Origin of the sequence: Bartonella sp. ML69XJBT (assembly GCF_028618515.1) — a bacterium.
Classification (GTDB): Bacteria; Pseudomonadota; Alphaproteobacteria; order Rhizobiales; family Rhizobiaceae; genus Bartonella.
Window position 1 is genome coordinate 1 of the sequence record NZ_JAQITB010000054.1, and the last position, 7,595, is coordinate 7,595.

Genomic DNA, 7,595 nt, shown 5'->3' on the forward strand with positions numbered 1-7,595 from the left:
CCATATAAAATCCATCCAGGATCTACATTAAATACTTGTCCATAGAGCTCGGCTTTTTGGCGCGAAACAGGACGATTTCCATTTTCGTGACTAATGAGAGTATTTTGATTAAGAGCTGGTATAGCGCGTGCCGCCTCGCTTGGTGTTGCATATCCAGCGTTTTTACGTGCTATTTTAAGTCTATCTTTTGGCAAATAAGTCATTCGTACATTATCCACTATTTTTTTCATTCATTGTGTACTATTTTACCTTGATTTAAAATTGTACGCAATGTACTATTATTGCCATGGTTAATAATTTTTGTGTCAAAAATTTGATTGAATCTTGGGGATCTATACGCCGATTTGCTGAAGAAATCGGATGTAGCTATGAAGCTGCGCGTAAAATGCGTGACCGCAATAGTATTTCTCCAAAATATTGGAACATAATTATCCAAGTGTCTAAATCCAAAGGCCTATCTTGGGTTACATTAGATTGGTTTCTTCATAATTATGCGAATAAATACCATAGGGGTACTCATCTAATGACAAAATCTAAAAAAGATATGCGCCATCTAATGGAGAAGTTTAATACAGCCAATCCTACAGATAATAACGAGCACCAGCAGCACAATTTTTAAAAGCTTAATCACTATGCATGTCATCATGGCGTGCAGATAAATACGCAACAGCCTTAAGGGGGGATTATGATCACGCATGCACAAACCATTCTCTGTCTTGATCTAGGTAGCAAGACTGGCTGGGCTATATGCGGTGCTGATGGTCACATAACAAGTGATACAGAACATTACAAGTGATACAGAACATTTTCAATCACGCCGTTTTGAAGGCGGTGGTATGCGTTATCTGCGCTTTAAGAAATGGCTTTCTGAACTAAAGAGGTCCGTTGATGAAATTGACGCGGTATATTTTGAAGAAGTACGCCGGCATGTGGGGACTGATGCAGCGCATGTTTACGGTGGCTTTCTAGCAACTTTAACGGCTTGGTGTGAACATCATCAGATACCGTACGAAGGCATTCCAGTTGGTACAATTAAGAAAGCGACAACAGGGAAGGGTAATGCTTCAAAAGAAGAAATGATTAAAGCGGTGTGTGCAAAAGGGCATACGCCTAAAGATGACAACGAAGCAGATGCTTTGGCAATTTTATATTTAAAGAAAGAAGGGGGTATGCATGTCTAATGGTATGCCATGGGTAAGATTTTATTTGTATGACTGGATAAGTGGTACAAATGGAATGACATCTGAACAACGGGACGTTTATATAACCCTTCTCGTTTGCATGTATGAAAAAAAAGAACCACTTAAAACAGACTTTCAAACGCTTGCACGCATTTGTCATTGTTCGCAGAAAAAATTTGCAGCTATTGTCGAATATCTCATGAAGAATGATAAACTTATTGAGACAGATAGTGGGTTATGGAATACGCGCGTTGAAGAAGAGCTAAAAGATTTTGCTGATAAAAAAGACCACATATCACAAGTTCGTAGTGAAGCTGGTAAAAAAGGTGTGCAAGCAAAAAATGCGATAAAACAACATGTTAATAATTTTGCTGAAGCAAACGTTAAGCAAAATCAAGCTATAAAGAACCAGAATAAGAATATATATAAAAAAACTAAAACTATCATTTTAGCAAAAAAAGAAATTAATTCTGAAAATTTAGAAACAAACGATTTGGTTGAAGAGCCAACAGAGGTGATACCCTCCAAAGCCAATCAGAACAAAACGCAACATCATCAGAAAACCAACCTCCCCTTCACGAGCAAGAAAACGTTCCGAAAAAAGCCAAGCAGGTTAACACTGATCGAGGTTGTCGATTGCCTGCGGATTTTGAACCCGATTACGATTTTGCACTTGCAGAGGGCTTGCCTCCAGAGCGTATCAAAATCGAGATCGCAAAGTTTCGAGATTTTTGGAAAGCCAAAGCAGGCAAGGACGCACGCAAAACCGATTGGAAAGCAACATGGCGTAACTGGGTACGCAAGGCGATTGATGATTTAGAAAAAACAAAAAACACAAACAACAATGGTGGAAACAATGGAAACTTTTCAAAAGATCAAAGAACTCGTGGTGGTACCGGAGAGACAATCCGTAACCTTATCCGTGAAGCAGGATTTAGTGAATCCACTTCAAAACATTGCACAACGGATGGCACAATACGTCACAAGGGAGTATCCATGGACCTTGATCAGTGGCGTGAAATTGACACCAGCACTAGAGAAACAAGCTTTCGCAACCTATCAGACCGTCCAAAACTTACTTACCTTGAAAGCGTCTGTTGAAGACATTGCAGAGGCTCTTGATGTGCTTGAAGGTGGCTTGACAATGCAAAAAGTTTCCAATGCACAAGCACGTGCAAAGGCTTATATCGCTGCTCTTAACGGCATTTCACTCTGGGCTTTGTTGCAGGCTGTTAAAAATCTTATACGTGGAGAAGCCAAAGGCATGTCAACAACCTTTGTCCCCTCTTGTGCTGATCTTGCGAACTATTGTCGTGATTTGGAAAGCAGGCTTTTGGGAGTTTCTGAGAAAGTTTTTATAGCCATTGAAAATACTCGCAACAAGGCATTGGGTGGTAAACGCATTTCATTCACGAGGATAGGTAAGCCCGATGAAGAGCGTCATAACAGGGACAGTTCAAAAGCAGCTTGAAACAGCAAAATAGTGAAAAGTGCTGATGGTTTTGAGATTAGATATGCTTTTAAATCGACAAAAGTGCGCCGTACAAAGCGATTTAAAGATTTTATGATGAAAACCACATCTGTAATATAAAACGCTCTGTACAGTCAAATTTGAGTCAAATAACCCTATTGGCAAATTTAAGGATTAAGACATGCAAATTTTACAACATCTCTTCTTAACACAACGTAAACAGCCCATGCAAAAAAAGTTTGTGGCAACAGCTGTTGGTTATGTGCCATGGGGAGATGGAGCAGCAGAGTATTTTTACAACCTCTACGAACATGAAGATGGCAGGAGAGAGTGTAAAAAATTTGATGGTGGTCAGTATTACAAAATACCTAAGAATGCGGATTTCAGTACCAAGGCACAAGTAAAAGCATGGGTTTACGGTGGCAACTTACCTAAAAGCGTTCTTAATTACGAACCTCTCATAGATGAAATCAACAAGAAAATCAAAAAATTATCAAAAGCATTTTGATACTCTTTGTAGCAAGAAAGAGGTCAACGCATTGAACGAAGCATGGCGTCACGTAAAATGGCGTTAATCCGCGTTTGATATCCTTTCCCTTGACTTTTAAGCCACGCTAGAACGTCTGAATCCACACGTACTGTTGTGACAGTTTTGGTTGGTTTATAGAATGGATTGCGAACGGCGTTTTTCCAGAATGCATCATTGAGTGAGGGAATATCACTATGATCAATTGCACTGTCCGGCATTGCAGCCAGTTTATCAACTTCAACTCTCTGTTTATCTGTCAAAGGAGATAAGTTACCTATATCAATTTCATAACGAACTTTCTTCTTCATAACGTTTCCTTTCTTTCAAATTAGCGCGTCGTGCTGAAATAATACGGATTACTTCGATACCATCTTTATCATCACGGACAGTATGCGCTACGAGCAGCAGTAAAAAACCATCCACAAGCCCCAAAGTTTGCCAACGATATTCTCCGTTTTCAATACGGTCTTGTTTAACCATGGCGAATGGGTCTGCAAAAACACGTGCGGCTATTTCAAAACTTACACGGTGCTTTCTAAGGTTACTTCTTGCTTTAGTTTCATCCCATTCAAATCTTATTTTCATATCTTATGTTAATACATTTATGTATGTATATCAAGAGTTTTAAATGAACACTGAACGATCCATATTTTATGCACAATTAATATAATATAATACTTTAAAAACTATTATTAATAAATTGAAATAATTGAAAAAATAAACAAATTATGCTAAGGTTTTATGTGTATAAAATGCAAACCAAATGGAATTTACAAACATGTTGAATAAAGTAATCTTAATTGGCTATTTAGGTGCTGATCCCGAAAGCAAAACTATGAATTCTGGAGCCGAAATAGTCAATTTTAGTATAGCGACTTCTGAGAGCTATACAGATAAAAATACCCATCAAAAAGTAGAGAAAACAGAATGGCATTCCGTTGTGATTTTTAATCCACATTTGGCAAAAATTGCGCTTCAATATTTACATAAAGGTTCAAAAGTTTATGTAGAAGGCAAATTACAAACCCGTAAATGGCAAGATAAAAATGGTATTGACCGCTTCACAACAGAGATTGTCTTGTCACAATATAAAGGGGAATTGCACCTACTTGATGCAAAGAAAGAGCAATCCACTCCTTCATCTGTCACTTCTCAAAGTTATGCTATCGCTTCAGGTGCTCAAGATTATAGCGCATCTCTTAATGACAGCATACCATTTTGATTTAAATAGCAAAAAGAAAAAATGTGAGTTTCCATAGATGAGGGGATGTATGAGAAAGAAAGATGCCTACCTTTCACAAGTGAAAGTACGTCAAGATCCTGTTAATCAATTGGCAATTGAAATGCGTGCAAAGCGCTTCTGTTTGACCATAGAAGAGGCTAAAAATCCGCTTTCTGGGACTTATATTGGGCGGTTATGTTTACAAGGGGTGCTTACTCAAGATCAGTATGATGCTGCACAAAAATATCTTGAAGTGAAAAATGACTATTTGTGTGCAAAAGGTTTACCAAGCGCTATTTATGATGAAATGCCATCATCTTCTGATGATAAAGCAAGGGAAAAATGGGTTGAATTTGCAACAGAACAGTTTTCTAATATGCAAGAGGTAATAAAAGAAACACAACATCTCTATAGACAGTATAACCTTCTTGCTGCTTTACAATATCTTGTTGTAGAAGATCAAACATTACCACATCTTGTGAATTCATTGCGAATTGCTCTGAATGCTCTCCAGAAATATTTTGACCAAAAAAATAAATGGTAAATGTTTTACGAGTATTTTTATAAAAGCATCAAAAGCTCTTGAAATAGTTTTTAAGATGTTATATTTTTATATAATATTTCAGAGAGGGTGTTTTATGCATACAACAAAATTACGTAAAGTTGGAGGGTCAGTGATGCTTTCTATACCACCTGCCTTGCTTGATGTTCTCCATCTTACTGAAAACACACAAGTAGGTTTGGCTGTTGATAATGGACAATTGATTGTGAAGCCACAAACATTTCCAAGTTACACTCTTGATGAATTATTAGCCCAATGTAATCCTTCAGATGATTTTGCGGATGAGGATATAAAGTGGTTTGATGCTCAACCTGTTGGTAGAGAGCTCTTGTGATGAAGCGGGGCGAAATTTGGCTTGTGTCTCTTGATCCATCTTCGGGTTATGAACAAAAAGGAACGCGTCCTGTACTGATTGTATCACCGGAAGCGTTTAATCGTGTAACGAAAACACCCATTGTCTTACCTATTACAAGCGGAGGAAATTTTGCTAGAACAGCAGGTTTTGCTGTCTCATTAATGGGAGTAGGATTGCATACAACAGGCGTGATACGTTGTGACCAGCCACGTGCTCTTGATATTGGAGCGCGTCAGGGTAAGAAAATGGAAACAGTCCCTCCCATGATTATGAATGAAGTCCTTGCTAAGCTAGCAACATTTCTCACGTAGTTTTTTTGCGGCATGGCGTGAAACGTTTTTCTGTATGACTCCTTGTAAAAAACTGAAGAAAATAATTTATTCTATGTGCAAAAAAGCACCCTTTTTATTTCTGAAGAGGTGGGAAGATAGCTTAGCTTGGACGATTAGAGACGATTAGATATAAGAAACTAAGAAAATTATCTATTATTTTGTTTCAAAAGGTGTGATTGTTGTTCTAATAATTCTGCTATAAATACTGCGTGAAAAAAGCTACATAATATATATACAAACATTTCAAAGCATGCGATATAAGCTACAGTTTCCATAGATATGATTTCGCAAAACTGAATCCAAAGAATTAATACATGTAGTAAGAATAAATTCGGTAGCAATTGGATTCTATCTTGGATTGGTGCTATACAGACTGTAAGAGGAAGAGTAAGCACCAAAATAATTATTAAAGTTGCTGCTGCTGCGAAATAGGATAATCCCACTAAGCGCAAGAGTAAAAATAAGCTGCGTTTGGCAAAGCGAAAGTAATAATCTCTTGTTTTTTCTTCGCTTTTCAATTATTTCGTTCCATTTGCTTTTATCCTTTGTAAAAGCATAATCGATAGTTTCTAACGTTGGCAGTATTATTGTTAATAGTATTTTTCCTACTAAATTTAGGAACTCTTTTAGAGTTTCAAGTATGCCCCCTAGAAATAATCCAATGCCGTAAATTACTAATATAATAATATCAATTAATATTGGGATTATTAAGATAAGGATTACAATTCCTATAATAAACCACATTTTCTCCCCTTTTTTATTAATTATTAGTCATAGTATTGAACCTTTAATTGATTTTTTCTCAACCAGATTTATTCTGTTTCTCCATTATCATTATCTGTTTCTGTTGTTGCCAAAGCTTTTATTATTATCTTGGATAATTCCTCATTAATTATTTCCTCTTCAACCGCTTGAAGTTCATTAATTCTTTGATCCTTCCAATTAGACGTTATCTGATAATTTTCAATTAAGCGATCATGTTCAAAATTTGCTATTATTCCTAGGTAATTTCTCCAAGCAAACAACAAAATTGCTACTACTAATAAAGAGTTTCTTGAAAATTCAAGATACCAAAGCACCCCGAGTACTATGACTAATAAAAGAGTACCTTGAAATTCTGTATTCCGACCATTCTCTGCTTCTTCCCACATGTCAGAGACTATAGCCCATAGTATGAGTATACCCACTATTACTATGACAATATCACGCATTGTTCTCCCCCGCTTTTTATTAGTTTCTAGTCATATAATTGATTCGTTGAGATGACACAATTGTGAGTGGTTGGTTGTTAAAGACACTAGATTTAGGTAAAAAAATAAAAAATATACAATATAGTGATTTTTTTGTTGACAGGATATGAAAAATAGTGTTTTATGGCGTTGCTGTACTAGTCGAATTGCGTCTAGAATTACGGTAAAGGTATAGCCTTTCTTATAAGTTTATATGATTGTTCAGAGCCCTGCTTTTGCGGGGTTTTTTATTGTTTTGTTTACAAAAAGAAACACACATGAAAACCACTGAAAAACTTGCAAAAAGAACGCCCCCAAAGGCAGGTCAAGGGCGAGTAAAAGGCGTGCCAAATAAAACGACACGTATTTTGAAAGAAGCAGTGCTTAAGGCAGCAGAGCGCGCTGGTAAGAAATATGGTGATGATGGTTTGATCTCTTATCTCGAAAAACAGGCAATCAAATGCCCCGCTGCTTATCTGTCATTGTTGGGGAAGATTTTGCCTCTTCAAGTGACAGGTGAAGATGGGGGAGCGATTAAGATGATAACGCGTGTAGAAATCGTGCCTTTGGTGAATGACAACTAATTATAAGTAAAAACACAACAAAGTCAATATGTTGAGTGCAATTATTTTATATGAATCCACTTAAGAATCCACATTTTTATACGTGATTCATTTGACCATTTTTTATAAACAATTGCCATGTATGAATAGA

Annotated in this window: 13 protein-coding genes and 2 pseudogenes; 10 read left to right on the forward strand and 5 right to left on the reverse strand. The window is 36.8% G+C overall.

All coding sequences use genetic code 11. The features are described from left to right. A partial coding sequence (locus PVV68_RS09265; protein WP_273782891.1) for a helix-turn-helix transcriptional regulator occupies nt 1-203 on the reverse strand: 203 nt, incomplete at its 3' end. An 83-nt stretch (nt 204-286) separates the two neighbouring features. On the opposite strand from PVV68_RS09265, the gene PVV68_RS09270 reads away from it, so the two are divergent. From PVV68_RS09270 to PVV68_RS09290, 5 genes and pseudogenes are all read left to right on the forward strand, one after another. Continuing rightward, a complete protein-coding gene (locus PVV68_RS09270; protein ID WP_273721891.1) occupies nt 287-619 on the forward strand; it encodes a hypothetical protein in 333 nt (110 codons plus the stop codon). A 66-nt stretch (nt 620-685) separates the two neighbouring features. Continuing rightward, nucleotides 686-1,181: pseudogene (locus tag PVV68_RS09275) on the forward strand (crossover junction endodeoxyribonuclease RuvC). Then, nucleotides 1,174-2,282, forward strand: a pseudogene (locus PVV68_RS09280) (DUF1376 domain-containing protein). Before PVV68_RS09275 ends, PVV68_RS09280 begins: the two co-directional pseudogenes overlap by 8 nt. Then, the gene (locus PVV68_RS09285) at nt 2,266-2,652 is read left to right on the forward strand and encodes a hypothetical protein (RefSeq protein ID WP_273721896.1); all 387 of its coding nucleotides are present in this window, start codon (nt 2,266-2,268) and stop codon (nt 2,650-2,652) included. Before PVV68_RS09280 ends, PVV68_RS09285 begins: the two are co-directional and overlap by 17 nt. A gap of 181 nt (nt 2,653-2,833) precedes the next feature. Beyond that, nucleotides 2,834-3,160, forward strand: a complete 327-nt coding sequence (locus PVV68_RS09290) for a hypothetical protein (protein ID WP_273721898.1) — start codon at nt 2,834-2,836, stop codon at nt 3,158-3,160. Between the two features lie 23 nt (nt 3,161-3,183). Here the strand turns inward: PVV68_RS09290 and PVV68_RS09295 are convergent, their stop codons facing one another. Both PVV68_RS09295 and PVV68_RS09300 read right to left on the reverse strand, forming a co-directional pair. Continuing rightward, on the reverse strand, nt 3,184-3,489 hold the full coding sequence (locus tag PVV68_RS09295; RefSeq protein WP_273721900.1) for a BrnA antitoxin family protein: 306 nt from the start codon (nt 3,487-3,489) through the stop codon (nt 3,184-3,186). After that, on the reverse strand, nt 3,467-3,766 hold the full coding sequence (locus PVV68_RS09300) for a BrnT family toxin (protein WP_273721903.1): 300 nt from the start codon (nt 3,764-3,766) through the stop codon (nt 3,467-3,469). Before PVV68_RS09300 ends, PVV68_RS09295 begins: the two co-directional genes overlap by 23 nt. Before the next feature lie 193 nt (nt 3,767-3,959). Here PVV68_RS09300 and ssb point away from each other — a divergent pair, with 193 nt between their 5' ends. From ssb to PVV68_RS09320, 4 genes are all read left to right on the forward strand, one after another. Then, nucleotides 3,960-4,403 (forward strand): single-stranded DNA-binding protein, encoded by a 444-nt coding sequence (gene ssb, locus PVV68_RS09305; RefSeq protein ID WP_273782937.1) that lies wholly within the window; start codon nt 3,960-3,962, stop codon nt 4,401-4,403. 49 nt (nt 4,404-4,452) lie between these two features. Further along, the gene (locus PVV68_RS09310; protein WP_273782938.1) at nt 4,453-4,947 is read left to right on the forward strand and encodes a hypothetical protein; all 495 of its coding nucleotides are present in this window, start codon (nt 4,453-4,455) and stop codon (nt 4,945-4,947) included. Between the two features lie 94 nt (nt 4,948-5,041). Further along, entirely contained in the window at nt 5,042-5,299 is a 258-nt protein-coding gene (locus PVV68_RS09315; protein WP_273722092.1) for an AbrB/MazE/SpoVT family DNA-binding domain-containing protein, read from the forward strand. After that, nucleotides 5,299-5,631: a type II toxin-antitoxin system PemK/MazF family toxin gene (locus PVV68_RS09320; protein ID WP_120122258.1), complete on the forward strand. Its 333-nt coding sequence runs from the start codon at nt 5,299-5,301 to the stop codon at nt 5,629-5,631. Before PVV68_RS09315 ends, PVV68_RS09320 begins: the two co-directional genes overlap by 1 nt. Before the next feature lie 167 nt (nt 5,632-5,798). Here the strand turns inward: PVV68_RS09320 and PVV68_RS09325 are convergent, their stop codons facing one another. After that, nucleotides 5,799-6,170 carry a hypothetical protein gene (locus PVV68_RS09325; protein WP_273722094.1) on the reverse strand — a complete coding sequence of 124 codons (372 nt, stop codon included), beginning with the start codon at nt 6,168-6,170 and terminating at the stop codon, nt 5,799-5,801. Nucleotides 6,171-6,464: 294 nt separating this feature from the next. Further along, nucleotides 6,465-6,863 (reverse strand): hypothetical protein, encoded by a 399-nt coding sequence (locus PVV68_RS09330; protein ID WP_273722095.1) that lies wholly within the window; start codon nt 6,861-6,863, stop codon nt 6,465-6,467. 296 nt (nt 6,864-7,159) lie between these two features. Between PVV68_RS09330 and PVV68_RS09335 the strand changes: the two genes are divergently transcribed. Continuing rightward, nucleotides 7,160-7,465, forward strand: a complete 306-nt coding sequence (locus tag PVV68_RS09335) for a hypothetical protein (RefSeq protein ID WP_273782939.1) — start codon at nt 7,160-7,162, stop codon at nt 7,463-7,465. Nucleotides 7,466-7,595 lie beyond the last annotated feature (130 nt).